Consider the following 23,435-nt stretch of genomic DNA (forward strand, 5'->3'; position numbering starts at 1 on the left):
GGTGATCGGCCTCCGGAATCAGTTCTCGCGGACGCGCTGCACCGGGTCGGCGACCGGCTGCTGCACGGAACCCTGGTACGGCGGTTGCACAGTGCCCTGGTACGGCGGCTGCTGGGGGGCCTGCTGGGGCTGCTGCGGCGGGTACGGCTGGTAGCCGGCCTGCGCGTCGGCCTTGCCGGCGAGGTCGCGGTCGTCGTCGGCGAGGCTCTTGGTCTCAGCCTTGATGATCCGCAGCGAGCGGCCCAGGGAGCGCGCCGCGTCGGGAAGCCGCTTCGCACCGAAGAGCAGGATCATCACGACCACGAGTACGGCGATGTGCCAGGGCCTGAGGGCACCCATGGGAAACTCCAGTCGCTCTGTGTCGATGAGGGTGTACCGCAGCCCATCGTACGTGCGTCATCGGCTGTTGCCACCCGCCGGGCGAAGGGGCGTCCCGGTGGGTGAAGTCTCGACCACGTACGAGCATCCCGTCAACCACCGAATCGATCATGCGGGGCCGGATCAGGGCAGGTCGGCGCTCAGTCGCCCCGGCGCGCGCGGATCAGGGTCAGCCGCTGCTCGGTCGTCTCCAACCGGCTCTGCAGGCTCTCGGCGCGCTGCTGGAGGCTCTCCGCGGCGGCGCTCAGCGCGACGGCCTCGTCGGCCCGCCGCTGCAACCGCCCGACCGCCCGGCGCAGATGCGGCAACCGGGCCAGCACCGGACGAACCGCCAGCGCGAGGACGACCAACGGCACCAGCACCAGCGCGAGCACGATCCACTTCAGCACGGGCGCCAGCCTACTGCCTGACCGCCTGCGCCGCCGGGTCCGCACCCGGTGACACCGGCGTCGCGTACGCCTCCAGGGCCGCCACGGCCGCGTCCCGCACCTGCTCGGCCAGCTCGGCCGGAGCCACGACGGTGACGTCCGGCCCGAGGCCGAGCACGAACCGGCGGGCCCAGCCCAGGTCGGTGACGCGCAGCGAGACCACCCAGCGTTCGCCGTCGGACTCGATCCGCTCACAGGGGTAGTACTCGGTGATCCACCGCTCCCCCCGCCCGATCCGCAGCGTGATCAGCGGCAGCTCCGACGAGGGCCGGAACACGCCCTCGCTGAGGTCCTGCGGGCGGGCCTGTGGCGGCACCACGGCAGGCTCGGCCAGCTCGGTGACCGCGTCGATCCGGTCGGCCCGGAACAACCGGACCGCCTCGGCCCGGCGGCACCACGCCTCGACGTACGTCCGCCCGCTGACCATCAGCACCCGCAGCGGATCGATGACGCGTTCGGTGGTCTCGTCCCGCGCCGCCGTGTAGTACGTGATGCGCAGCGCACGGCCGCCCTCCACGGCGGCACGGAGCTGCTCCACCCGGCCGGTGTCGCCGGGCAGCCGTACCTCCACCGGGGCCGCCACCTGGTCACCGGCGGCGTCCTCGATCTTGGCGAGGGCCCGTTCGACCGCGTCCCGGTTGGCCACGCCCGGCGTCTCGGCCAGCATCCGCAGCGCCACCACCAGGGCCAGCGCCTCGTCGGGCGTGAGCCGCAGCGGCCGGTCGATCCCGGCGTCGTAGGTGATGGTCACCCGGTCGCCGTCGAAGGCCATGTCGATCAGGTCACCGGGGCCGTACCCGGGCAGCCCGCAGACCCACAGCAGCTCCAGGTCCTCACGGAGCTGGCGCTCGGTGACGCCCAGGTCGCCGGCCGCCTCGGCGATCTCGATGCCGGGCCGGGCGAGCAGGTACGGCACCAGGTTGAGCAGCCGGGCCAGCCGGTCGGCGGACGTGCGGGAGGAGGTCTTCGCACTCACTGAGCTGGCCTTCCGTTCGCGACTGCGGGGCTCGCAAGCTCACTCCTCGCGCTCACCGAACCGACCCTCCGCTCGCGACTGCGGGGCTCGCAAGCTCACTCCTCGCGCTCACCGCGATACCGCCATCTCGTCGTGCCGGACGGCGATCTCCTTGAGGCGCTGGATGACCGCCTCGCGGACCTCCGGAGGGTCGAGCACGCGCACGTCGGGCCCGTAGCCGACCAGGTGCCCGGCCAGGGAGTCGGCGTCGGCGTAGGGCAGGACCAGCCGGTCGCCCTCCGGCCCGACGGTCACCTCCACCGCCCAGCGGCGCAGCCCGGCGGCCCGCCCCGAGGCCACCAGCACGGTGGCCCGACCGGGCCGTTCGGTCGGCCCGAACCAGCGGGCCACGTGGCTGATCAGGTCGACGTCGGCCGGTGGCTGGTAGGCGCCCGAGGAGCCGGTGGCCCGGACCGCACCGGCGACCCGGGACAGCCGGAAGCAGCGGGCGGCGTCGCGGTCCAGGTCGTGGCCGACCACGTACCACCGGCCACGCCAGCAGACCACCCCCCACGGTTGCAGCCGGCGGCGGGTGGGTGCGTCCTGGTCCGGTACCCGGTAGTCGAAGCGGACCTCGCGCCGGTCCCGCGCGGCGGCGGTCAGCGGGGCGAACGCCGGGTCGACCGTCACCATGGGTTCCAGACCGAGGGTGGCCTGCGGGTCCACGTCCACCCCGGCGGCGCGCAGCTTCGCCAACCCGGAGGAGGCGGCGGCGGCCAGCCCGGCGTGCTGCCACAGCCGGGCGGCGATGCCGACGGCGGCGGCCTCGTCCGGTTTCAGGGGAATGTCGGGGAGGGCGTACTCGCGCTGGGCGATTCGGTAACCCGGCTCGGTATCGAAGGCGCTCGCCGTCCCGGTCTCCAGCGGTACGCCCAACTCCCGCAGTTCGGCCTTGTCACGCTCGAACTTGCGCTGGAACGCCTCGTGTTCCCGGGCGTCGTCGGGGTGGTGCTCGTAGCCGGGCACGGTCGCGGCGATCTGCGCAGCGGTCAGGAACCGCCGCGTGGACAGCAGGCAGATCACCAGGTTGACCAGGCGTTCGGTGCGACTTCGCGACACGGCGTAGACGCTAGCAGCCGCGCCGCTTCCGCCACGCACCCGCGCCGCCCCCGGATGCCTCCGGATGTAAGGAGGGGTCCCCTACTAACGCCTCGTGTATAGGAAGGGTCCCTTCCTTACATCCGTACCCGGGCGTGAGCGGGCGGCGGGGTGGGGGTTAGCGTGCGGGGATGGTGCGATGGCGGGCGGGCGTGGTGGTGGCACTGCGGCGACGGTGGACCGGAGCCGTGGAACTCGACGTCGAGCTGACCGACGGCACATCGATGCGCGCGCTGGCGTACCCGGAGCTGGTGGGTGAGCCCGAGCCCGGTGACCGGGTGCTGCTCAACGCCGGAGCACTGCTGATGGGGCTGGGAACCGGCGGGTACGCCCTGGTGGTGGCGATGCCCGACCGGCTGCCGCCGGACCCCCCGCAGTCCCTCGACTCCCGCGACGCGGGCCACCTGGTCAAGGCGCGTTACACCCCGTTGCAGCCGATCCTGCTCGGAGTGGACGAGGAGGCGTCGCCGCACCGCGAGGTGCTGGCCGCGGCCGAGGAGCTGGGCGGTCTGCCGGTGGTGACCGCCGACCTGCACTCGGCGTTGCCGGCGATCCTGGCCGGCATCCGGGCCGACGCGCCGCACGCGCGGGTGGCGTACCTGCTCACCGACGGTGGGGCGCTGCCCGCCTGGTTCTCCCGGACGCTGGCCGGGCTGCGCGACGAGTTGGTCGGCACGATCAGCGTCGGGCAGGCGTTCGGCGGCGACCTGGAGGCGGCGACCCTGCACACCGGGCTGCTCGCGGCCCGGTACGTCCTGCACGCCGACGTCGCCGTGGTGGCGCAGGGCCCGGGCAACCTGGGCACCGGCACCCGATGGGGTTTCTCCGGGGTCGCCGTGGGCGAGGCGGTCAACGCGATCGCCGCGCTGGGCGGGCGGCCGATCGGCTCGCTCCGGATCTCCGACGCCGACCCCCGGCCCCGACACCGGGGCGTCTCACACCACAGCCTGACCTCGTACGGGCGGGTGGCGCTGGCCCGCGCGGAGCTGGTGGTGCCCGACGGCCTGGACCCGGCGCTGACGGCCGAGGTCGACGCCGCGCTGGCGCCGCTGGCCGACCGGCACACGCTGGTACGGGTCGACGACGCGGGCCTGGACGCGGCGCTGCGGCGCAGCCCGGTGCCGCTGTCGACGATGGGGCGCGGCCTGGACGCCGATCATGCCTACTTCCTGGCCGCTGCGGCAGCCGGCCGGTACGCGGCCCGCCTCACGTCGACGACGCCCCCGCCGCCCGCCGCCCCCTGAGGCACCCGATGCCGCCAGCGCATCGTGCTGGCACTCGGCCCGGGAGGCGCGGCGAGACGGATCGCGCCAGCGGCTGCTGGCACCCCACGCGGACGACGCCGTGAGCGGGATTCGCAGAGCGTGTTAGCAGGGGTCCCCTGCTATACCGCAGGCGTTAACAGGGGGCCCTTCCTTACACCTCAGGCTTACACCTCAGGCGAAGATGATCAAGGCTAGCCAGCCGCCGATCATCGCGGCCAGGGCCAGCGCGAGCACCCAGGTGGGGACGGTGTACTCGCCTCGACGGTTGCGCTCGACTTCGGCGCGCACCTTCTCGCGGCGGCGTTCGAGCCAACTCTGCCGCTCGGTGCCGGGGGTGGGGGGTTCGGGAGGAAGCATGGCCCGACCAGCCTACCCGGGCCCGTCCGACGTGCGGACAGGCCCGGGTGCGCCCGGTCACATGCTGGCGATCAACCGCTCCACCCGCTCGTCGTACGCCCGGAACGGGTCCTTGCACAGCACGGTCCGCTGCGCCTGGTCGTTGAGCTTGAGGTGCACCCAGTCGACGGTGAAGTCCCGCCGCTTCTCCTGGGCGTGCCGGATGAACTCGCCCCGCAGTCGGGCCCGGGTGGTCTGCGGCGGCGTCTCCTTCGCCTCGAAGATCTCCGGGTCGGTGGCCACCCGGTCCACGTCGCCACGCCGCTCCAGCAGGGCGTAGAGCCCTCGCCCGCGCCGCAGGTCGTGGTAGGCGAGGTCCATCTGCGCCACCCGGGGGTGCGACAGCGGCAGGTCGTGCTTGCGCTGGTAGCGCTCGATCAGCCGGAGCTTGGTGACCCAGTCGATCTCGCGGGAGACCGGCTCCAGGTCACCACTCTCCACCGCGCTGAGTACCCGACCCCACAGCTCGACCACCCGCTTGGCGGTCTGGTCGCCGCCGCGCCGCTCGACGAACTCGGTGGCCTTGGACAGGTACTCCTGCTGGATCTCCAGGGCGCTGATCTCCTTGCCGGAGGCCAGCCGCACCTTGCGGCGACCGGTGATGTCGTGCGACACCTCGCGGATGGCCCGGATCGGGTTCTCCAGGGTGAGGTCGCGCATCACCACCCCGGCCTCGATCATCCGCAGCACGATGTCGGCGGTGCCGACCTTGAGCAGCGTGGTCACCTCGTTCATGTTGGAGTCGCCGACGATGACGTGCAGGCGGCGGTACCGCTCGGCGTCGGCGTGCGGCTCGTCCCGGGTGTTGATGATCGGACGGCTGCGGGTGGTCGCCGAGGAGACGCCCTCCCAGATGTGCTCGGCCCGCTGGGACAGGCAGTAGACGGCACCGCGCGGCGTCTGCAGCACCTTCCCGGCGCCACAGATCAACTGCCGGGTGACCAGGAACGGGATCAGGACATCGGCGAGCCGGCCGAACTCCCCGTGCCGGGACACCAGGTAGTTCTCGTGGCAGCCGTAGGAGTTGCCGGCCGAGTCGGTGTTGTTCTTGAACAGGTAGATCTCACCGGCGATGCCCTCGTCGTGCAGCCGCTTCTCCGCGTCGATGAGCAGCCCTTCCAGGATCCGCTCACCGGCCCGGTCGTGGGCGACCAGGTCGACCACCGAGTCGCACTCCGGGGTGGCGTACTCGGGGTGCGAGCCGACGTCGAGATAGAGGCGTGCGCCGTTGCGGAGGAAGACGTTGCTCGACCGGCCCCAGGACACCACTCGGCGGAACAGGTATCTGGCTACCTCGTCAGGGGACAGCCGCCGCTGCCCACGGTAGGTGCAGGTGACGCCGTACTCGGTCTCCAGACCGAAGATTCGCCGCTCCATGATGAGACATTAGCCGTACCGGGGCCCAGTTCGTCACTGTCGCGGCCCGTACGCGTCGATGAGGCCAGGTCAGGACGCCCCGGGAAGCCCCGCGCCGGCCAGTCCCGCCGTGTACGCGCGACACGTGTCGTAGTCCGGCAGCAACCCCCGTTGCCGCACCTCGGCGAGGCTCGGCGCGGCGGCGTCACGGGCGGAGAGCTGCGGTGACCCGGTCGGCCACTCGATGCCCAGCTCCTCGTCGAGCGGGTGCACCGCGTGCTCGCCGGTGGGGTTGTAGGTGGTCGAGCAGACGTAGCTGAGCGTCGCGTCGTCGGTCAACGCGCAGAAGCCGTGGCCGAGTCCCTCGGCCAGATAGACCGCGCGTCGGTCCACGTCGTCCAGGCGTACGCCCTCCCAGCGGCCGAAGGTCGGCGAGCCGATCCGCAGGTCCACCACCACGTCGAGCACCGCACCCCGCACGCACGTGACGTACTTGGCCTGCCCGGGCGGCACGTCGGCGAAGTGGATGCCGCGCACCACGTCGCGGGCCGACACGGAGAGGTTGCCCTGTGCCAGCCGCAGCGGATGCCCGACCGCCTCGGCGAGCCGGTCGAAGCGGTACCACTCCAGGAACAGCCCGCGCGCGTCGCCGTGCTGCTGCGGGACGATCTCCCAGGCTCCCTCGATGCCCAGTGGCCGGATCTTCACGGGGTCACCTGCACCGGCACGGTCCGGTCGATCAGGTCGCCGCGCTCGCGGGCGAGCAGGTCGAGCAGGTAGTCGCCGTAGCCGCTCCTGGTCAACGGCTCGGCCAGCGCCCGCAGTTGCGCGTCGTCGATCAGACCGGCCCGCCAGGCCACCTCCTCGACACAGCCGATCTTCATGCCCTGCCGTTCCTCAATGACCCGGACGAACTCGGCGGCCTGCATCAGCGAGGTGAAGGTGCCGGTGTCCAGCCAGGCGGTGCCCCGGTCCAGCACGGTCACCGACAGCTCCCCGGCCCGCCGGTACGCCTCGTTCACCGCGGTGATCTCCAGCTCGCCCCGGGCGCTCGGGGTCAGGCCACGGGCGATCTCCACCACCCGGTTGTCATAGAAGTACAGGCCGGGTACCGCGTACCGGGACCGGGGCCGGGCCGGCTTCTCCTCGATCGACAGCACCCGACCGTCGTCGTCGAAGTGCACGACGCCGTACGCCTGTGGGTTGGCCACCGGGTAGGCGAAGATCCGCCCGCCGACGGGGTCGCCCGCGGCGGCGAGCTGACCGCCCAGGCCGACGCCGTGGAAGATGTTGTCGCCCAGGATCAGCGCGACGGCCTCGTCGGCGATGAAGTCCGCGCCGAGCACGAACGCCTGGGCGATGCCCTCCGGGCGGGGTTGGACGACGTACTCCAGGCGCAGCCCGAACTGGCTGCCGTCACCGAGCAGGCGCAGGAACTGGCCCTGCTCCTCGGGGGTGGTGATCACCAGGATCTCCCGCACCCCGGCCATCACCAGGGTGGAGAGCGGGTAATAGATCATCGGTTTGTCGAAGACCGGCATCAGTTGCTTCGACACCGCCCGAGTGATCGGCCACAGTCGGCTTCCGGTGCCACCGGCGAGCAGGATTCCACGCACCTGCGGAGCGTACCGGGAGGAACCGGCACAGGGCGCGCGGCGCAACCGCTGGTTTGCGGCTGTTTCGCGTAGACTTTCGGATCCGTGAGGATCCTGGTCACCGGCGGCGCCGGATTCATCGGTTCGGAGTACGTCCGGCTGCTGCTGGGCGTGCCGGGCGGCAGCACGCAGGGGGTTTCCCCGGTGCAGACGGCGGGCGTCACCGTGCTGGACGCGTTGACCTACTCCGGCAACCCGGCCAATCTCGATCCGATCCGCGACGACCCACGGTTCCGGTTCGTGCGGGGCGACATCCGCGACGCCGAGGTGGTGGACGAGGTCGTTCCGGGGCACGACGTGATCGTGCACTTCGCCGCCGAGTCGCACGTCGACCGCTCGATCGCCGGGGCCGCGCCGTTCGTCACCACCAACGTGCTGGGCACCCAGACGCTGCTCGACGCCGCGCTGCGGCACGGCACCGGACGGTTCGTGCACGTCTCCACCGACGAGGTGTACGGCTCGATCGCGGACGGTTCGTGGACCGAGGACTGGCCGCTGGCGCCCAACTCGCCGTACTCGGCGTCGAAGGCCGGATCGGACCTGCTGGCGTTGGCGTACCACCGCACGCACGGTCTGGACGTGGTGGTGACCCGCTGCTCCAACAACTACGGTCCGTACCAGTTCCCGGAGAAGGTCATCCCGCTGTTCGTGACGAACCTGCTCGACGGGCGGACCGTGCCGCTCTACGGCGACGGCGGCAACGTGCGGGACTGGCTGCACGTGCACGACCACTGCCGGGGCATCGCGCTGGTGCAGCAGCAGGGCCGCGCCGGCGAGATCTACCACATCGGCGGCGGCACCGAGCTGACCAACAAGGAGCTGACCGCGCTGCTGCTCGACGCGTGCGGCGCCGACTGGGACCGGGTGGTGGCGGTACCCGACCGTAAGGGCCACGACCGTCGCTACTCGCTGGACATCTCGAAGATCAACAAAGAGCTGGGGTACACCCCCAGCATCCCGCTGGAGGCCGGCCTCGCCGACACCGTCCGGTGGTACCGGGACAACCGGTCCTGGTGGGAACCGCTGACCCGGGCGCAGTCCGCGTGAGGGCGCTGGTCACGGGTGCCGGCGGGATGCTCGGACGGGACGTGGTGGAGGTCCTCACCGCCGCGCACTCGGTGACCCCCGCCACCCGGGCCGACCTCGACATCACCGACGCCGCCGCCGTGCACGCCGCGGTGGCCGGTCACGACGTGGTGATCAACACCGCCGCGTGGACCGACGTCGACGGCGCCGAGTCGAACGAGGCGGCGGCCACCCTCGTCAACGGCGCGGCGGTGGCGCACCTCGCCACGGCCTGCGCCGCGCACGGCGCCCGCCTGATCCACCTCTCCACCGACTACGTCTTCCCGGGCGACGCGGACACCCCGTACCAGGAGGACACGCCGACCGCGCCGATCAACGCGTACGGCCGGAGCAAGCGCGCCGGGGAGCGGGCCGTGACCCGGCTTCTGCCCGACGCCGGTCACGTGGTCCGCACCGCCTGGCTGTACGGCACCCACGGCCGCAACTTCGTCAGCACCATGCTCGGCCTGGCGGCCCAGCGCGAGTTCCTCGACGTCGTGGACGACCAGCGGGGCCAGCCCACCTGGTCGTACGCGCTGGCGCGGCAGTTGGTGGCCCTGGCCGAGGCGGCCCTGGCCGGTCAGGCGGCCCCCGGCGTCTACCACGGCACCTGCGCCGGCGAGACCACCTGGTACGGCCTGGCCCGGGCCGCGTTCGCCCTGCACGGGCTCGATCCGGACCGGATCCGGCCGACCACCAGCGACCGCTTCCCGCGTCCCGCCGCCCGACCGGCGTACAGTGTGCTAGGGCACGACCGATGGGCCGCCGCCGGGTTGTCACCCCTCCCGGACTGGCACACCACACTGGGCGACGCGCTCGCCCTCGCCGCTCCACCCTCCCCGTGGAAGGTCGCATGAGGCTCACCCTGGTCACCGGCTTGACCGGCCTGGTCCTGCTGGCCACGATCGTCGAGTTGCTGCGCCGCCGACAGCTCCGCGAGAAGTACGGCATGCTCTGGCTCGGGCTGCTGTTCGTGGTCATCCCCCTGTCGCTGTTCCCCCGGCTGCTCGACGGCGTCGCCGACCTGCTCGGCGTGGCCTCCGGCGTCAGCCTCGTGCTCTTCCTCGGCATCGTCTTCCTCCTGCTCGTCTGCATCCACCTGAGCTGGGAGGTCAGTGCGCTGGAGGAGGAGACCCGCACGCTCGCCGAAGAGATCGCGCTGATCCGCGCCGAGATCGAGGCCGACCGGGCCGCACGGGACGAGTTGGTGTCCCGCGATGGTTAACGGCAAGCGGCTCCTGGTCGTCATCCCGGCGCTCAACGAGGCCGGGTCGATCGCCGACGTGGTCCGCGAGGTCCGTGGCGAGCTGCCCGGCGTCGACGTCCTCGTGGTGGACGACGGCTCCACCGACCGCACCTCGGCAGTCGCCGCCGCCGCCGGTGCCCGGGTCGCCCGGCTGCCGTACAACCTCGGCGTCGGCGGGGCCATGCGCCTCGGCTACCGGTACGCGTACGACCACGACTACGACGTGGCGGTGCAGATCGACGCCGACGGCCAGCACGACCCCCGGTACGTGCCGAAGCTGGTCGACCTGCTCGACGAGCACGACCTGGTGATCGGTGCCCGGTTCGCCGGTGAGGGCGAGTACGCCGTGCACGGACCCCGACGCTGGGCGATGGGGATGCTGTCGATGGTGCTCTCCAGGCTGTCCGGCACCACACTGACCGACACCACGTCGGGGTTCCGCGCCGCCAACCGGCGGATGATCGAGATGTTCGCCCAGTGGTACCCCGCCGAGTACCTCGGCGACACCGTCGAGACGCTGGTGCACACCGCCCGCCGGGGCTACCGCATCCACCAGGTGCCCGTGGCGATGCGGCGGCGGATGGCCGGTACCCCGAGCCACTCCCCCGCCCGGGCGATGATCTATCTCGGCCGGGCGCTGGCCGTGCTCACGCTGGCCCTCATCCGCCGGTGATCGGTCGCCTGCTCCGTCTCGTCCCGCCCGGCACCGTTCCGGTCGGCGCGGGTCTGGCCATCGTGGGCCTGGCCTCGTACGTGCACCTGGCGGTGGCCGGGCACAACCTCACCGCCGGGGACTACTCGTCGCTGTCGGTGCTCTGGTCCTTCGTGTTCACCGTGGGCCTCGGCGTGTTCCTGCCGGTCGAGCAGGAGGTGGCCCGGCTGGTCGCCGCCCGCCGCACCCGTGGGTTGCCGCCCGGCCCGGTGCTGGCGCGGGGCGCCGCCGTCGCCGCCGTCACGCTGGGCCTGCTGGTGCTGGTCTGCGTCGCCGCCGCCGACGTGCTCGCCGACCGCCTCTTCGCCGGTGACACCGGGCTGGTGTGGGCGCTCTGCGGCGCACTCGCCGCGCTGGCCGTGGCACACACCACCCGGGGCGTGCTCTCCGGGCTGCGGCAGTTCGGCTGGTACGGCAGCCAACTCGGGATCGACGGCGGGCTGCGCATCGGGCTGGTGGCCCTCCTCGGCCTGGCCGGGGTCGACTCGCCGATGGCGTACGCGCTGGTGCTGGTCGTGGCCCCGCTGGTGGGCGTCGCGTCGACCGTGCCACCGGTGATCCGGGCGGCCGGTGGCGGCGCGGCCCTGCCCTGGCCGGCCCTGCTGCGCGGGCTGGCCCTGCTCACCGTCTCCAGCCTGCTCGCCCAGGTCGTGGTCAACGTCGGCGTGATCAACGTACGGCTACTCGCCCCGGCCGATGTGGCGACCGCCGGCGCGCTGCTCTCCGCGCTGGTGCTGGTCCGCATCCCGTTGTTCGTGTTCGGCTCGATGCAGGCCGCGCTGCTGCCCGGCCTGTCCACCGCCGCCGCCACCGGCGACCAGGCGGCCTTCGGCACCCTGCTGCGCCGGGCCCTGGCCGTCGTCACCGCGCTCGGCGTGCTCGGCGGCGTGCTGGCCGCGCTGCTCGGCCCGTGGCTGGTCCAGGTCCTCTTCGACGCCCCGGACGTCCTCGGTCACGGCGACTTCGCCTGGCTCGGCGTGGCCACCCTGGCCTACCTGTGGGCGATGGTCCTCGGGCAGGCGCTGCTCGCCCGCGACCAGCACCAGGCGCAGGCCGTCGCGTGGATCGTCGGGGTCGCCGCGCTGGTCGTCGCCACCCTCGCCCCGCTGAGTATCGCGCTGCGCGTCGAACTCGGCTACACGGTGGGTTCCCTGGTGGTCGTCGCGGTGATGCTCACCCGGCTGCGTCGGGGCACCACCCCCACCCCGCCCGTCGCGGTCCCGGTGTCCGCGAGCACCCCCGGAGGCATCCGATGAGCCCACCTCGCGTGACCGCGGTGATGCTCGCCTACGGCCCCGAGCCCTGGTTGGTCGACGCCGCCGACGCCGTCCTGGCCAGCACCGGCGTCGACCTCGACCTGGTCGTGGTGGACAACGGCTGCACCGGCGACGGCATCGACGTGGTCAAGGGCCTGCCGGGGGTCCAGGTGATCCGGCCGGACGAGAACACCGGTTACTCCGGCGGGTGCAACGTCGGCGCGGCCGAGGCCACCGGCGACTGGCTCGCCTTCGTCAACTCCGACGCGGTCGTCGCCCCCGACGCGCTCGCGAAGGTGGTCGCGGTGGCCGCCGAACCGGGCGTGGGCGCCGCGATGGCCTCCATCCGGCTCGCCCACGACCCCGACCTGATCAACACTTCCGGCAACCCGCTGCACTTCACCGGCCTGTCCTGGGCCGGCGGCAACGGCGAACCCGCGAGCGAACACGCCCGCCGGACCGTCGTACCGTCGCTGAGCGGCTGCTGCTTCGTGATCGGCCGGTCCCGCTGGACCGATCTGGGTGGCTTCCCCACCGAGTACTTCGCCTACCACGAGGACACCGAACTCAGCCTGCGGCTGTGGCAACGCGGCCAGCGGTTGGAGTACGTGCCGGACGCCGTGGTGCGGCACCACTACGAGTTCTCCCGCAACGACCTCAAGCTCTACCTGGTCGAACGTAACCGGCTGCTGACCCTGCTCACCGCCTACCAGGGCCGTACCCTGGCGCTGCTGGCACCGATGCTGCTGCTCACCGAGGTCGCCATGCTGGCCGCCGCGCTCGCCGGTGGCTGGTCCCGGCAGAAGACGCGCGGCTGGGGCTGGCTCTGGCGCCACCGCGACTGGGTACGCGCCCGCCGCCGCCGGTTGCAGTCGGAACGCATCGTCGGCGACGGGGTGATCGCCGACCTGATGACCGCCCGGGTGGCCCCCTCGAACGTGGCCGCTCCCCCGGGGATGGGGGTCTTCAACGCCCTCGCCGCCGCCTGGTGGGCGCTGGTACGGCCACTGCTCGCGCGGCGCTGAGCTACGGCGAGTTGCTGGAGCGAGCCCGCGATCGAGGGCTCCGGGGACGACGCGGCGCCCGACAGTTGCGAACTGTCGGGCGCCGGGGAACTCCAGGTCGTCGAGGCTCGGGACGGCGTCAGGCGTCGGGCTTGTCGCCCGGCTTGTCCTCCAGGTCCGCCGAGCCGGCCGACGTGGTCGGCTTGTGCGCCTCCTCGGTCGGCGTGGTCGGGGTCTCCGCCCGGTCGCCCTCCGCCGCCGCCTCGCCCTCCGCGCCGCCGTCGAGCAGGCCGGTCAGCGCCGCACCGGTGATCCGTCGGAAGGTACGCCCCACCCGGTTGCGGTCCAGGACCGCCACCTCCAGTTGGTCGGCGGCGATCGTCCGGGCGGCACCGCCCTCGCCACCGACGCTGCCCAGCGCCTGCACCGCCACCTTCACCGCCTCGCCGAGCGACATGTCCGGCCGGTGGTTCGACTTGAGCACCCCGGAGATGGCGTCGGCCTGGCCGCCCATCGCCATCCGGCCCGGCTCGTCCGTCACCGAACCGTCGTAGGTCAGGCGGTAGAGCGAGTCGTCCTCCGACGTGGCACCCACCTCGGCGACGCAGATCTCCACCTCGAACGGCTTGGACTGCTCGGTGAAGATCGTGCCGAGGATCTGCGCGAACGTGTTGGCCAGCGCCAGGCCGGTGACGTCGCGCCGGTCGTAGCTCAACCCGTTGAGGTCGGCCATCCGCACCCCGGCCCGGCGCAGGTTCTCGAACTCGTTGTAGCGACCGACGGCCGCGAAGCCGATCCGGTCGTAGATCTCGCCGACCTTGTGCAGGGTGCTGGAGAGGTTCTCCGCGACGAAGAGAACCCCACCGGCGTAGCTCAGGACCACCGCGCTGCGTCCCCGGGCGATGCCCTTGCGGGCCAGCTCGGAACGGTCGCGCATGATCTGTTCGGGCGAGGCGTAGAACTGCATGGCCACGGCGGCGGCTCTCCTTCGGGCGCTGTGCTGGGGGAACTGCGTTCAGGTGGGGGCGGGGACGGGCTCAGCCGCCCGGATTCTCCATCCGACCGGCGACCACGCTCTCACCGAGCGCCGCCGTCTCCGCGTCGGTCAGCCGGTACGTCCCCTCCGCCGTCGCGGTCATCACCACCGGGAAGATCCGCCGGGTCAGGTCGGGTCCGCCGGTCGCGGTGTCGTCGTCGGCGGCGTCGTAGAGCGCCTCCACCGCCAGCCGCGTCGCGTCGTCGACGGAGAGCCCGGGCCGGAACCGCTTCTTCAACGCCGACCGGGCGAACAGCGAACCGGAGCCGATCGCGTCGTAGCCGGTCTCCTCGTAGGGGCCACCGGTCACGTCGAAGCTGAAGATCCGCCCGGCCCGCGCCGGGTCCCTCGCCGCCAGGTCGAACCCGGCGAACAGCGGGATCACCGCCAGCCCCTGCATCGCCGCCCCGAGGTTGCCCCGGATCATCGCGGCGAGCCGGTTGGCCTTGCCGTCGAGCGAGAGCATGGCGCCCTCGATCTTCTCGTAGTGCTCCAGCTCCACCTGGAACAGCCGCATCAGCTCGATGCCGATCCCGGCGGTCCCGGCGATCCCCACCAGCGAGTACGCGTCGGCGGGGTGGACCTTCTCGATGTCGCGCTGCGCGATCAGGTTGCCCATGGTGGCCCGCCGGTCGCCGGCCATCACCACACCGCCGTCGGCGACGATGGCGACGATCGTGGTGGCGTGCGGGGCCAGGTCGGCGGCCATGCCCGGCGGCAGCGGCCGACGGCCGGGCAGCAACTCGGGGGCCACCTTGCTCAGGAACGTGGTGAAGGAGGACGTCCCCGCGTTGGTGAACACATCTGGTAGACGCCCGGATGGATCAAAACCCGCTGCCACGTGGTTCCTCTCAGGTACGTGATGGCCCTGGCCAGCCTCGTAGGACTGTCCCGGAACTGGCCAAGACCACCGGTGCAGTTGAAGCAGATTATCCCGCGCACCCACCCGGTGCGATGATCGTGGTCCACAAGTTCCGGATCGGGTTCACCACATACCGCGCAGCGGTTGCGGCACGGCCGGAGAACCGGACACTAGTCCTATTCTCCGCCCTTCTGGACGTACCCCCTCACGAACTCCTCGGCGTTCTCCTCCAGGACGGAGTCGATCTCGTCGAGCAGATCGTCCACGTCCTCGGTGATCTCGGCGTGCCGCTCGGCGACCTCCGGGTTCGCCTCGACGGTGACGTCCTCGATCTCCTCACCCTGACGGGACTTGCCCGTCTGCGACTGACCGCCGCTGTCACGAGTGGCCACTGTTGCCTCCTCCACGATCGCCTGCGATGAACTTACCTCGCGGGAACGACGAAACGCCCGTCGCGCGCCGGTACCGGACCGGCGCGCGAGCACCGAACGAGAGCACGGCCGGTACGGCTCAGCCGCCGGTCAGCGTCTCCAGCAGGTCCTTGGCACTGGCACACTTGTCGAACAGCGCACCCACGTGCCGCCGGGTGCCCCGCTCCGGCTCCATCATCGGCACCCGGACCAGCGACTCCCGCCCGACGTCGAAGATCACCGAGTCCCAACTGGCGGCGACCACCTCGGAGGCGTACTGCGCCAGGCAGCGGCCCCGGAAGTAGGCGCGGGTGTCCTCCGGCGGCTCGGTCATCGCGGCCTGCGTCTCGGCCTCGGGCAGCAGCGTCTTCATCGCCCCCCGCGAGACCAGGCGGTGGTAGAGCCCCTTCTCCGGACGGACGTCGGAGTACTGCAGGTCGACCAGTTGGAGCTTGTGCGAGCCCCACCCGAGCTTCTCCCGCTCCCGGTAGCCCTCCAGCAGCCGCAGCTTGGCCACCCAGTCCAGCTCGTCGGCGCAGAGCATGACGTCGCGGCCGAGCCGGTCCAGCACGTTCTCCCACCGGTCCAGCACGTCGGTGGTCTGCTCGTCGACGTCGCTGCCGTACCGGTCCTCCACGAAGGCCCGCACCCGCTCCAGGTACGCCCACTGGACGTCCAACGCGGTCAGCCGGCGGCCGTCGCGCAGCCGCATCCGGTGGGTCAGCGACGGATCGTGACTGACCGCGCGGAGTTCACCGACCGGGTCGGCGATACCGAGGTCGGGGCCGAGCGCCTTCTCCTCGATCATGGTGAGGATCAGCGCGCTGGTGCCCACCTTGAGGTAGGTGGAGATCTCCGACAGGTTCGCGTCGCCGATGATGACGTGCAGGCGGCGGTACTTGTCGGCGTCGGCGTGCGGCTCGTCCCGGGTGTTGATGATGGGCCGCTTGAGCGTGGTCTCCAGCCCCACCTCGACCTCGAAGAAGTCGGCCCGCTGCGAGATCTGGAAGCCGCTCTGGCCGCCGTCCTGCCCGATGCCGACGCGACCGGCGCCGCAGACGATCTGCCGGGTCACGAAGAACGGGGTCAGGTACGCCACGATGTCGGCGAAGGCGGTCTGCCGGCGCATGAGGTAGTTCTCGTGCGCGCCGTAGCTGGCGCCCTTGTTGTCGGTGTTGTTCTTGTAGAGGTGGATCGGCGCGCTGCCCGGGATGGTGGCCGCCCGGCGCGCCGCCTCGGCCATCACCCGCTCCCCCGCCTTGTCCCAGCGCACCAGGTCCCGAGGGTTGGTCACCTCCGGAGTGGAGTACTCCGGGTGCGCGTGGTCGACGTAGAGCCGGGCCCCGTTGGTGAGGATCACGTTGGCCAGCCCGAGGTCGTCGTCGGCGAGCGCCTCGGCCGGGTCGTACGCGGCCCCGGAGTAGGTGAAGCCGCGGGCGTCCCGCAGCGGTGACTCCTCCTCATAGTCCCACCGGGCCCGACCGCCCCGGTTCAGTTCCGGGCGGGCGCCGTAGGCGTTCACCACCTGGGAGGAGGTGACCATCGGGTTGGCACCGGCCTGACCGGGCACGGAAATGCCGTACTCGACCTCGGTGCCCATGATCCGTCTTACGCTCATCGACCTACCCGCTTCGCTTGCCCGACCGGTCCCCCGTCACGTCGAGCGTAGTCGCCGCTCGCGCACGCGGGGCGGTGCCGGTGGGGTCGGAACGCCACGGGTCGCACCGCTCAGTCCCCGGACCGCTCGACGATCATGGCCTCGACGGTGACCCGCTCGCGTATCCCGGGCAGCGAACGCCGCAGTCTCCTGGCCCGGGAGTGCTCGCCGGAGTCGGTGGCCACCAGGCGGATCCGGCCGGGCGTCGCGTGCAGCATCTGCCAGGTCCGACCCGGTTCGACGACGTCCTCACCGCCGCGCGGAGGTACGCGACGGGGCCCGTGACATCGCGTCACGGGCCCCGGTGGCGCGACCGGTCAGAGGTACTGGCCGGTGTTGCTCGCGGTCTCGATTGAGCGACCGGCTTCGGCGCCCTTGCCGCCGGAGACGAGCGTGCGGATGTAGACGATCCGCTCGCCCTTCTTACCGGAGATGCGGGCCCAGTCGTCGGGGTTGGTGGTGTTGGGCAGGTCCTCGTTCTCGCGGAACTCGTCGACGCACGCGTCGAGCAGGTGCTGCAGGCGGAGCCCCTTGCGACCGGAGGTGAGGAACTCCTTGATGGCCATCTTCTTGCCACGGTCCACGATGTTCTGGATCATCGCGCCCGAGTTGAAGTCCTTGAAGTACAGGACCTCCTTGTCGCCGTTGGCGTAGGTGACCTCGAGGAAGCGGTTCTCCTCGGTCTCCGAGTACATCCGCAGCACCACCGCGTCGATCATCGCCGCGACGGTGGCCTGGGCGTCCTGACCGTGTTCGGCCAGGTCGTCCGCGGAGAGCGGCAGGCCGGAGAGGATGTACTTGGAGAAGATGTCCTTGGCCGCCTCGGCGTCCGGACGCTCGATCTTGATCTTCACGTCGAGCCGACCCGGCCGCAGGATCGCCGGGTCGATCATGTCCTCCCGGTTGGAGGCACCGATGACGATGACGTTCTCCAGGCCCTCGACACCGTCGATCTCGCTGAGAAGCTGCGGGACGATGGTGTTCTCCACGTCGGAGGAGACACCGGAGCCTCGGGTCCGGAAGATCGAGTCCATCTCGTCGAAGAAGACGATCACCGGAGTGCCCTCGCCGGCCTTCTCCCGCGCCCGCTGGAAGATCAGCCGGATGTGCCGCTCGGTCTCACCGACGTACTTGTTGAGCAGCTCAGGACCCTTGATGTTGAGGAAGAAGCTGGTGTGCTTCTCCTCACCCCGCCGCTCGGCGATCTTCTTCGCCAACGAGTTGGCGACCGCCTTGGCGATGAGCGTCTTACCGCAGCCGGGCGGACCGTAGAGCAGGATGCCCTTCGGCGGCCGGAGCTGGTGCTCCCGGAACAGGTCGGCGTGCAGGAACGGGAGTTCCACCGCGTCCCTGATCTGCTCGATCTGGGACTGCAGGCCGCCGATGTCGGCGTAGTCGACGTCCGGCACCTCCTCCAGGACCAGTTCCTCGACCTCGCTCTTGGGAATCCGCTCGTACGCGTACGCCGAGCGGGGTTCGATCATGAGCGAGTCGCCGGCCCGGATCGCACTGCCGATCAGGGTCTCGGCCAGGTGCACGATCCGCTCCTCGTCGGAGTGCGAGACCACCAGCGCCCGGTCGCCCGGGACACCGTCGGGGCCCGCCAGCACCTCCTTGAGCATGACCACCTCGCCGACCCGCTCGAACCCGAACGCGTCGACGATGTTGAGTGCGTCGTTGAGCAGGACCTCCTGGCCGCGTCGCAGCTCACCCACGTCCAGCGAGGGTGAGACGGCCACGCGCAGTTTGCGCCCGCCGGTGAAGACGTCGACCGTGCCGTCCTCGTGCCGGGCCAGGAAGACGCCGTAGCCACTGGGGGGCTGGGCGAGACGGTCGATCTCCTCTTTGAGCGTCACGATCTGCGCGCGAGCCTCCTTCAAGGTGCTCACGAGCCGTTCGTTGTTCTCGGTCAGCCGCGCCAACTGCGCCTGGGTGGCCGCCAGCCGCTCTTCGAGCTGCCGGACGTGTCGGGGGCTTTCGGTCAACTTGCGCCGCACGAGAGCGAGTTCCTCTTGCAGGAACGCGACCTGCGTGGAGAGATCGTGGGCCTCCTTCTCCCACCGTGCGGCGCGCGAGTCCGCGTCGTCGCTGCGTGCCACGTCCCACCTCCCCGGGGGGCTCGAACGTTCTGCCCTAACACTAGCCGCTATGAGCCCGATTCGGTCCTCCGCAACGCGCCCGTCACCGAAGCTTGATCGCCAAGGGTGGGTAGCTGGGCGGGTACGGGCATTCGGGTACCGTCGTGGGGTGGGACGGGAGAACATGGGGGGTGCACCGGTGGTCGAGGTCGCGACCGACCAACTGCAGGTCTGGGTGGATCAGGACCTGTGCACGGGTGACGGGTTGTGCGTGCAGTACGCGCCGGACGTCTTCGAGTTCGACGTCGACGGCCTGGCCTACGTCAAGGGCCCCGACGGCGAGCTCCAGCAGGCCCCGGGCGCCCGGGTGGACGTGCCGGAGCACCTGCGCCTTGAGGTGATCGACTCGGCGAAGGAGTGCCCGGGCGAGTGCATCCACGTCGTACGCGGCAGCGACGGCGTCGAGGTGGCCGGCCCGGACGCCGAGGACTGACCGGCCCGGCCGAGCTACGGCGACGGCCGGGCGACCGGCCGCTACAGCAGTGGCCGGCCGACCACCGAGGCGACCAGCCGGGCGAACTCCTCCAGACGGGCGATCTGCCCGGCACCGCCGTCGTCGAGCGTCTTGCCGAACCGCAGCGCGTCGTGCCGGGGCCCACCGGCGGCCTCCTCGCTTGGCGGTGACTCGTCCAGCGAGGTCAGCAGCAGGTAGACGTCGATGCTGTCGACCCGGATCTCACCGTTGTCGTGGCGGAACAGCCGACGTCGGCAGCCCACCTCGGTGACCGAGGAGACCGGCACCACCCGCAGGGACGAGGTCATCGAACCGGGCGGGCCCTCCCCCGGTGGCACGTCCTCGCCGTGCCAGAGCACCAGCCGGCTGCCGTCGCAGACGACGACCTCCTGCCACACCCCGTTGACCTCGTTGACGAAGCGTTCCAGCGTGAAGCCGAGCACCGAGGCGCCGCGCAGCACGCCGCCGAGTGCCTCCAGGGCCACGTCGGGGTCCCGCAGGTAGGCGCGGGCCGCCGATTCGAGGTCGGTGTAGGGGGACCAGTCCGGAAAGACCGCCGGCAGGTCGCCACCGCCGAAACCGGGACGGCTCATGCCGTCACCCCACCCCGCCGGCCCGGACCGGCAGCACCGGCCCACGTCGACCCGCGTCGAGGATCAGCCCGTTCACTCCGCGCCGCCCCAATCCGCCGTCACGGCCTGTCCGTCTCCTGCGTCGTGTCGGGTTCGGCACCGTCGGTCGGTGCCTGTCGGGCTGCCTCCGCCGCGCGCAGCGCCTGGCGCCGTTGCGCGTACGCCTCGCTGCCCTTGCTGGGCTTGCGCCGGCGGGGCGGGGCGGTGACTCCGGGGGCGAGCTTACGCGCGGAGACAAGGAAGGCGGTGTGGGCGATCATCCGGTGGTCGGGCCGGACCGCCAGCCCCTCGGCGTGCCAGTCCCGCACCAGCGACTCCCAGGCCCGCGGCTCGGTCCAGCCACCCCGCTCGCGCAGCGCCTCGACCAGCTCGGACAACTGTGGGGTGGTGGCCACGTAGCCGATGAACACACCGCCGGGCAGCAGCGCCCGCTCGACCATGTCGAGGTTCTCCCACGGGGTCAGCATGTCCAGGATGATCCGGTCGAAGCCGGTCTCCGGGCACCCGGCCACCTCGCCCACGTGCAGGTGCCAGGCGGGGTGCGGCCCGTTGAAGAACGCCTCGACGTTACGCCGGGCGATCTGGGCGAAGTCGTCCCGCACCTCGTACGAGTGCAACTCGCCGGAGGCGCCCACGGCCCGCAGCAGCGAGCAGCTCAGCGCGCCGGAGCCGGCGCCCGCCTCCAGGACCTTCGCGCCCGGGAAGATGTCGCCCATGGCGACGATCTGCGCCGAGTCCTTGGGATAGATCACCTGGGCGCCGCGCGGCATCGACAGCACGTAGTCCGACAGCAGCGGACGCAGCGCCAGGAAGGCGGTGCCCCCGCCGGAGGTGCTGACCACGCTGCCGTCGGGCAGGCCGATCAGCGCGTCGTGCGCGAGGATGCCCCGGTGGGTGTGGAACTCCTTGCCCGGCTCCAGGGTGATGGTGTGCATCCGGCCCTTCGGGTCGGTCAGCTGCACCCGGTCACCGGGGCGGAACGGCCCGCGGTGCACGGCGGGCGGCTCCGCTTTCTCGGCGGGCAGTTCGGTGCCCGGGGTGGCCGGGCCGGCGGAGTGGGTCACGGTCACGTGTTCATCTTCCGGTGAGGTTCGAGCAGTCGCGCCAGATCCGCGATGTGCAGAATGCCGACGACATCTTCGCCTGCCGTCACGAGGTACTGCGCGGCCGGGTGGGCCTGCACCCCCTCCAGCACCCGTTCCCCGTCGGTCTCGACCGGCAGGGTGGGCAGGTCGGCGATGGAACGCGCCACCGCGTCGACGGCGATCCAGGGGCGGCGGGCCTCCGGCACGGCCGCCGCGGCGGCCGGGTCCACCACCGCCACCGGCCGTCCCGCCGAGTCGGTGACCAGCAGCGCCGCGCTCGACCCCCGCGCCCGGTCGTCGGGACCGACGGCGCTCGACGCTCCGACGTCCGGCGAGGTCACCCCGGTCGCGTGCGGCTCCACTGTCGCGGACCGCTGCGCCGCCGCCTCGGCGGCGCGACGCTGTGCCTCGGCGAGCGGGGTGCCGGTGGGTACGCCGAAGGTCGGTCGGGCCAGCCGGGCCAGGTCGACCAGGGGCAGCCGGCGGCCGATCCGGGACATCCGGATCGACTGCCCGGCGCCGTGCCAGAGGGTGAGCGCGACCAGTGCCGTCAGCGGCAGGGCGAGCAGGCTCAGCACGTCCACCGCGTAGAGCACCGCCACCAGCAGGGCGGTGCCGACGGCGAGGACCCGCCCGGCCCAGCCGGCGATCTCGGTGGCGGCGTGCCGGTTGCGGGTGACCGCCCAGATCACCGCCCGCAGTGCCCGCCCGCCGTCCAGCGGCAGGCCGGGCAGGATGTTGAAGACCGCGACGATGATGTTGCTCGCCGCCAGTTGGAACGCCAGTTGGTCGGCCACGGTGCGGTCGGGCAGGGCCAGCGTGGCGGCGACCGCGATCGCCCCGAGCACCGCGGAGACCGCCGGACCGGCCAGGGACACGTACAGGTCGACCCGGGGGGACGGGGCGTCGCGGTCCATCTCGGTGTACCCGCCGAGCAGTTCCAGGGTGATCCCGCGCACCCCGATGCCGAACCGTCGGGCGGTGAGGGCGTGCCCGAGTTCGTGCAGGAGCACCGAGCCGAGCAGCGACACGACGAACCCGGCGCCGACCAGGTAACCGCCGAGCGGGGAGAGTTGCAGGCGCTGGCCGGCCAGCTCCCCGTAGAGCACGATGATCAGTACGGCGAGCAGCAGGATCGAGGCGTTCAGGTACAGCGGCACCCCGAAGACCCGGCCCACCCGCATGCCGGTACGCCGGCCGGCGCGCGGTCGACTCCCTTGTTCCACCGGCCCGATGCTACGCGGCGGGAGATCACCTCCCGGTGCGGTGCCGGTGGTCCTGTCACACTCGTGCCCTAACCTTCCGGACATGACGGCGGATCCGGTGATCACTCGACAGGCCCCGACTCCGACGCAACCGCCGGCGACGGTGCGCGCCTCACTCTCGCCGTCGCGGGCGGCCGACTTCAAGACCTGCCCGCTGCTCTACCGCTTCCGCAGCATCGACCGTCTCCCCGAGCGGACCACCGTCGAGCAGGCCCGGGGCACGCTGGTGCACGCGGTGCTGGAGCGCCTGTTCGACCTGCCGTCGGCCGGGCGTACCCCGGAGGCGGCCGGTGACCTGGTGGCGCCGCAGTGGGACCGGTTGGTCACCGAGCAGCCGGAGCTGTCCGGGATCTTCGAGGGTGACGACCCGGCCGCCGTGACGCAGTTCCTGACCTCGGCGGCGGCGCTGCTGGAGGGCTACTTCACGGTCGAGGACCCGCGCCGCCTGGAGCCGGCCGAGCGGGAGAGTCTGATCTCGGCGGTGGTCGACGACGAGCTGTTGATCCGGGGCTACCTGGACCGGCTCGACGTGGCGCCGGACGGCGCGCTGCGGGTGGTCGACTACAAGACCGGCGGCGCACCGCGGGAGGCGTTCGAGGCCCGCGCCCTGTTCCAGCTCAAGTTCTATGCGCTGGTGCTCTGGCGGACCCGGGGCGTGGTGCCCAAGGTGCTGCGGCTGCTCTATCTCAAGGACGCCGAGGTGTGCGACTACGCGCCCGACGCCGAGGAGCTGGTGCGCTTCGAGCGCACCGTGGTGGCGTTGTGGCGGGCGATCGAGCAGGCCACCGCCAACCAGGACTTCCGTCCCCGGCCGAGCCGGCTCTGCGACTGGTGCAGCCACCAGGCCCGGTGCCCCACCTTCGGCGGCACCCCGCCGCCCTTTCCCGAGCAGGTCGCGGCGGCGGATCCGCTGCGCGACGCCCGGTCCCGCCCGGCGGCTCCGGGCGCCGACGAGTAGGGACCTCTCCTCCCCAGGGAGGAGAGCAGGTCACCGCAGGAGACGATCTTTCGCCCGAACGGGC

The 23,435-nt window shown here is 71.8% G+C and carries 27 protein-coding genes; 9 read left to right on the top strand and 18 right to left on the bottom strand.

Annotation, left to right across the window (positions count from 1 at the left end; genetic code table 11):
- Window positions 1-18 precede the first annotated feature (18 nt).
- From tatA to ABT008_RS08485, 4 genes are all read right to left on the bottom strand, one after another.
- Complete coding sequence (tatA, locus tag ABT008_RS08470) at window positions 19-339, bottom strand: Sec-independent protein translocase subunit TatA (protein ID WP_131052329.1); 321 nt, start codon at window positions 337-339, stop codon at window positions 19-21.
- 179 nt (window positions 340-518) lie between these two features.
- The gene (locus tag ABT008_RS08475) at window positions 519-767 is read right to left on the bottom strand and encodes a hypothetical protein (RefSeq protein ID WP_350694785.1); all 249 of its coding nucleotides are present in this window, start codon (window positions 765-767) and stop codon (window positions 519-521) included.
- Window positions 768-777: 10 nt separating this feature from the next.
- Window positions 778-1,782, bottom strand: a complete 1,005-nt coding sequence (locus ABT008_RS08480) for a helix-turn-helix transcriptional regulator (protein ID WP_350694786.1) — start codon at window positions 1,780-1,782, stop codon at window positions 778-780.
- A 108-nt stretch (window positions 1,783-1,890) separates the two neighbouring features.
- A complete protein-coding gene (locus ABT008_RS08485) occupies window positions 1,891-2,880 on the bottom strand; it encodes a helix-turn-helix transcriptional regulator (protein WP_350694788.1) in 990 nt (329 codons plus the stop codon).
- A 170-nt stretch (window positions 2,881-3,050) separates the two neighbouring features.
- Here ABT008_RS08485 and ABT008_RS08490 point away from each other — a divergent pair, with 170 nt between their 5' ends.
- Complete coding sequence (locus ABT008_RS08490) at window positions 3,051-4,163, top strand: DUF3866 family protein (protein WP_350694790.1); 1,113 nt, start codon at window positions 3,051-3,053, stop codon at window positions 4,161-4,163.
- 192 nt (window positions 4,164-4,355) lie between these two features.
- On the opposite strand, the gene ABT008_RS08495 is transcribed toward ABT008_RS08490, so the two are convergent.
- From ABT008_RS08495 to rfbA, 4 genes are all read right to left on the bottom strand, one after another.
- The gene (locus ABT008_RS08495) at window positions 4,356-4,541 is read right to left on the bottom strand and encodes a hypothetical protein (protein WP_350694791.1); all 186 of its coding nucleotides are present in this window, start codon (window positions 4,539-4,541) and stop codon (window positions 4,356-4,358) included.
- A gap of 57 nt (window positions 4,542-4,598) precedes the next feature.
- The gene (gene pafA, locus ABT008_RS08500; RefSeq protein WP_350694793.1) at window positions 4,599-5,957 is read right to left on the bottom strand and encodes a Pup--protein ligase; all 1,359 of its coding nucleotides are present in this window, start codon (window positions 5,955-5,957) and stop codon (window positions 4,599-4,601) included.
- A gap of 69 nt (window positions 5,958-6,026) precedes the next feature.
- On the bottom strand, window positions 6,027-6,644 hold the full coding sequence (locus ABT008_RS08505) for a dTDP-4-dehydrorhamnose 3,5-epimerase family protein (protein ID WP_350694795.1): 618 nt from the start codon (window positions 6,642-6,644) through the stop codon (window positions 6,027-6,029).
- Complete coding sequence (rfbA, locus tag ABT008_RS08510) at window positions 6,641-7,552, bottom strand: glucose-1-phosphate thymidylyltransferase RfbA (protein WP_350694797.1); 912 nt, start codon at window positions 7,550-7,552, stop codon at window positions 6,641-6,643. Before rfbA ends, ABT008_RS08505 begins: the two co-directional genes overlap by 4 nt.
- A gap of 84 nt (window positions 7,553-7,636) precedes the next feature.
- Here rfbA and rfbB point away from each other — a divergent pair, with 84 nt between their 5' ends.
- The 6 genes from rfbB to ABT008_RS08540 are packed head-to-tail and all read left to right on the top strand — an operon-like array spanning window position 7,637 to window position 12,895.
- Entirely contained in the window at window positions 7,637-8,638 is a 1,002-nt protein-coding gene (gene rfbB, locus ABT008_RS08515; protein WP_350694799.1) for a dTDP-glucose 4,6-dehydratase, read from the top strand.
- A complete protein-coding gene (gene rfbD / locus ABT008_RS08520; RefSeq protein ID WP_350694801.1) occupies window positions 8,635-9,513 on the top strand; it encodes a dTDP-4-dehydrorhamnose reductase in 879 nt (292 codons plus the stop codon). Before rfbB ends, rfbD begins: the two co-directional genes overlap by 4 nt.
- Window positions 9,510-9,881 carry a DUF2304 domain-containing protein gene (locus ABT008_RS08525; RefSeq protein WP_350694802.1) on the top strand — a complete coding sequence of 124 codons (372 nt, stop codon included), beginning with the start codon at window positions 9,510-9,512 and terminating at the stop codon, window positions 9,879-9,881. Before rfbD ends, ABT008_RS08525 begins: the two co-directional genes overlap by 4 nt.
- Entirely contained in the window at window positions 9,874-10,575 is a 702-nt protein-coding gene (locus tag ABT008_RS08530) for a glycosyltransferase family 2 protein (RefSeq protein WP_350694804.1), read from the top strand. The genes ABT008_RS08525 and ABT008_RS08530 overlap by 8 nt, the downstream gene beginning before the upstream one ends.
- Window positions 10,572-11,870, top strand: coding sequence for a lipopolysaccharide biosynthesis protein (locus tag ABT008_RS08535; RefSeq protein WP_350694806.1), 1,299 nt, complete (start codon window positions 10,572-10,574; stop codon window positions 11,868-11,870). The genes ABT008_RS08530 and ABT008_RS08535 overlap by 4 nt, the downstream gene beginning before the upstream one ends.
- Entirely contained in the window at window positions 11,867-12,895 is a 1,029-nt protein-coding gene (locus tag ABT008_RS08540; RefSeq protein WP_350694807.1) for a glycosyltransferase family 2 protein, read from the top strand. The genes ABT008_RS08535 and ABT008_RS08540 overlap by 4 nt, the downstream gene beginning before the upstream one ends.
- A 118-nt stretch (window positions 12,896-13,013) precedes the next feature.
- Here ABT008_RS08540 and prcA read toward each other — a convergent pair whose 3' ends face one another.
- The 7 genes from prcA to arc all read right to left on the bottom strand — a co-directional run bounded on the left by prcA (window position 13,014) and on the right by arc (window position 18,938).
- Window positions 13,014-13,847 (bottom strand): proteasome subunit alpha, encoded by an 834-nt coding sequence (prcA, locus tag ABT008_RS08545; RefSeq protein WP_350694808.1) that lies wholly within the window; start codon window positions 13,845-13,847, stop codon window positions 13,014-13,016.
- Window positions 13,848-13,911: 64 nt separating this feature from the next.
- Window positions 13,912-14,751 carry a proteasome subunit beta gene (gene prcB / locus ABT008_RS08550; protein WP_350694809.1) on the bottom strand — a complete coding sequence of 280 codons (840 nt, stop codon included), beginning with the start codon at window positions 14,749-14,751 and terminating at the stop codon, window positions 13,912-13,914.
- A complete protein-coding gene (locus ABT008_RS08555; RefSeq protein ID WP_350694810.1) occupies window positions 14,670-14,879 on the bottom strand; it encodes an endonuclease domain-containing protein in 210 nt (69 codons plus the stop codon). The genes prcB and ABT008_RS08555 overlap by 82 nt, the downstream gene beginning before the upstream one ends.
- Before the next feature lie 69 nt (window positions 14,880-14,948).
- Window positions 14,949-15,164 carry a ubiquitin-like protein Pup gene (locus tag ABT008_RS08560; protein ID WP_111218203.1) on the bottom strand — a complete coding sequence of 72 codons (216 nt, stop codon included), beginning with the start codon at window positions 15,162-15,164 and terminating at the stop codon, window positions 14,949-14,951.
- A gap of 118 nt (window positions 15,165-15,282) precedes the next feature.
- Entirely contained in the window at window positions 15,283-16,800 is a 1,518-nt protein-coding gene (dop, locus tag ABT008_RS08565; RefSeq protein WP_350694812.1) for a depupylase/deamidase Dop, read from the bottom strand.
- Window positions 16,801-16,910: 110 nt separating this feature from the next.
- Window positions 16,911-17,057: a hypothetical protein gene (locus ABT008_RS08570; RefSeq protein ID WP_350694814.1), complete on the bottom strand. Its 147-nt coding sequence runs from the start codon at window positions 17,055-17,057 to the stop codon at window positions 16,911-16,913.
- A 99-nt stretch (window positions 17,058-17,156) separates the two neighbouring features.
- Window positions 17,157-18,938 (bottom strand): proteasome ATPase, encoded by a 1,782-nt coding sequence (gene arc / locus ABT008_RS08575; RefSeq protein WP_350694816.1) that lies wholly within the window; start codon window positions 18,936-18,938, stop codon window positions 17,157-17,159.
- Window positions 18,939-19,116: 178 nt separating this feature from the next.
- Between arc and ABT008_RS08580 the strand changes: the two genes are divergently transcribed.
- Window positions 19,117-19,410, top strand: a complete 294-nt coding sequence (locus ABT008_RS08580; RefSeq protein WP_350694950.1) for a ferredoxin — start codon at window positions 19,117-19,119, stop codon at window positions 19,408-19,410.
- A 41-nt stretch (window positions 19,411-19,451) separates the two neighbouring features.
- Here ABT008_RS08580 and ABT008_RS08585 read toward each other — a convergent pair whose 3' ends face one another.
- The 3 genes from ABT008_RS08585 to ABT008_RS08595 form a co-directional block, all read right to left on the bottom strand.
- The gene (locus ABT008_RS08585; protein ID WP_117227855.1) at window positions 19,452-20,024 is read right to left on the bottom strand and encodes a hypothetical protein; all 573 of its coding nucleotides are present in this window, start codon (window positions 20,022-20,024) and stop codon (window positions 19,452-19,454) included.
- A 98-nt stretch (window positions 20,025-20,122) separates the two neighbouring features.
- Complete coding sequence (locus ABT008_RS08590; protein WP_350694951.1) at window positions 20,123-21,088, bottom strand: tRNA (adenine-N1)-methyltransferase; 966 nt, start codon at window positions 21,086-21,088, stop codon at window positions 20,123-20,125.
- A gap of 41 nt (window positions 21,089-21,129) precedes the next feature.
- On the bottom strand, window positions 21,130-22,332 hold the full coding sequence (locus ABT008_RS08595) for a site-2 protease family protein (RefSeq protein ID WP_350694953.1): 1,203 nt from the start codon (window positions 22,330-22,332) through the stop codon (window positions 21,130-21,132).
- Between the two features lie 124 nt (window positions 22,333-22,456).
- Between ABT008_RS08595 and ABT008_RS08600 the strand changes: the two genes are divergently transcribed.
- Window positions 22,457-23,371, top strand: a complete 915-nt coding sequence (locus tag ABT008_RS08600) for a RecB family exonuclease (protein WP_350694818.1) — start codon at window positions 22,457-22,459, stop codon at window positions 23,369-23,371.
- Window positions 23,372-23,435 lie beyond the last annotated feature (64 nt).

The sequence above is a fragment of the Micromonospora sp. NPDC002389 genome (assembly GCF_040296095.1).
Classification (GTDB): Bacteria; Actinomycetota; Actinomycetes; order Mycobacteriales; family Micromonosporaceae; genus Micromonospora.

Bases quoted from the DNA above. Each gene is read 5' to 3' on its own strand.
- tatA (WP_131052329.1), bottom strand. From the start codon at position 339: ATGGGTGCCCTCAGGCCCTGGCACATCGCCGTACTCGTGGTCGTGATG.
- ABT008_RS08495 (WP_350694791.1), bottom strand. From the start codon at position 4,541: ATGCTTCCTCCCGAACCCCCCACCCCCGGCACCGAGCGGCAGAGTTGG.
- ABT008_RS08525 (WP_350694802.1), top strand. From the start codon at position 9,510: ATGAGGCTCACCCTGGTCACCGGCTTGACCGGCCTGGTCCTGCTGGCC.
- ABT008_RS08540 (WP_350694807.1), top strand. From the start codon at position 11,867: ATGAGCCCACCTCGCGTGACCGCGGTGATGCTCGCCTACGGCCCCGAG.
- ABT008_RS08600 (WP_350694818.1), top strand. From the start codon at position 22,457: ATGACGGCGGATCCGGTGATCACTCGACAGGCCCCGACTCCGACGCAA.
- ABT008_RS08595 (WP_350694953.1), bottom strand. From the start codon at position 22,332: ATGCGGGTGGGCCGGGTCTTCGGGGTGCCGCTGTACCTGAACGCCTCG.
- ABT008_RS08490 (WP_350694790.1), top strand. From the start codon at position 3,051: ATGGTGCGATGGCGGGCGGGCGTGGTGGTGGCACTGCGGCGACGGTGG.
- ABT008_RS08570 (WP_350694814.1), bottom strand. From the start codon at position 17,057: ATGCTGCACGCGACGCCCGGCCGGATCCGCCTGGTGGCCACCGACTCC.
- dop (WP_350694812.1), bottom strand. From the start codon at position 16,800: ATGAGCGTAAGACGGATCATGGGCACCGAGGTCGAGTACGGCATTTCC.
- ABT008_RS08585 (WP_117227855.1), bottom strand. From the start codon at position 20,024: ATGAGCCGTCCCGGTTTCGGCGGTGGCGACCTGCCGGCGGTCTTTCCG.
- ABT008_RS08530 (WP_350694804.1), top strand. From the start codon at position 9,874: ATGGTTAACGGCAAGCGGCTCCTGGTCGTCATCCCGGCGCTCAACGAG.
- pafA (WP_350694793.1), bottom strand. From the start codon at position 5,957: ATGGAGCGGCGAATCTTCGGTCTGGAGACCGAGTACGGCGTCACCTGC.